Genomic DNA, 647 nt, shown 5'->3' on the forward strand with positions numbered 1-647 from the left:
CTGGTAGCGGACATAGCCCTGGCTGCCCGGTACATCGCTGGGCTGGCGCTTGGGCAGGCGGCGCAAATACCCTGCCTCGGCAAGGCGGTTGAGATAGATCGAGGCATGGGACGCAGCCTTCTTCTCGTCGCGCGCAGCCAGGGCCAGCAAATCGCCGATGGTGAAACGGCCGCCAATCCCCTGCAGGCGCATCGCCCGCCACAGGCGCACCTTCAGGGTGGCCGCCTTGGCGCGGGTCGGAGTGTTCGGGCAGCGCCATTTCTTCAAGGGGATGCCCCGGTCCTGCGCCTGCTTGCCGTCGTCGCTGAGACGGAAACAGCCGCGTTCCACCCGTTCCATGATGCCGCGCTCGATCAAGCGACTGAGCACTTCCGAGACGCGGCGGCGAGGCAGCGCGGTGGCTTCAGTCATCTCATCAATGGTCAGGCAGCCTCCCTGGCCGACGGCGTCAAAGATGCGCTGGCGGGTCTCGAAGTCGATGCTCATGCCATCACCTTCGCCCGCACGCGGATCGGCTGGCCGGTCTTGCGGTCATTGAGCAGCACCAGGCCGTCCATCTCCTCGCAGCCGATGGCGCCGGGATTGCGCTTGCCGAAGCGCTCGATGGCGGCGATGCCTTCCTTGATCTCCCGGGCCAGGCCTTCCGA

At 66.6% G+C, this 647-nt stretch carries 1 protein-coding gene; it reads right to left on the minus strand.

Going from position 1 to position 647, the window contains the following annotated elements:
- Positions 1–486, minus strand: a 486-nt coding sequence (locus tag EPD66_RS23870) for a type IV toxin-antitoxin system AbiEi family antitoxin domain-containing protein (RefSeq protein WP_221931112.1), incomplete at its 3' end; no start/stop codon positions are given.
- Between the last annotated feature and the right edge of the window lie 161 nt (positions 487–647).

It is taken from the genome of Telmatospirillum sp. J64-1 (assembly GCF_006980715.1).
In the GTDB taxonomy this organism is placed as follows: domain Bacteria; phylum Pseudomonadota; class Alphaproteobacteria; order Rhodospirillales; family Magnetospirillaceae; genus Oleiliquidispirillum; species Oleiliquidispirillum nitrogeniifigens.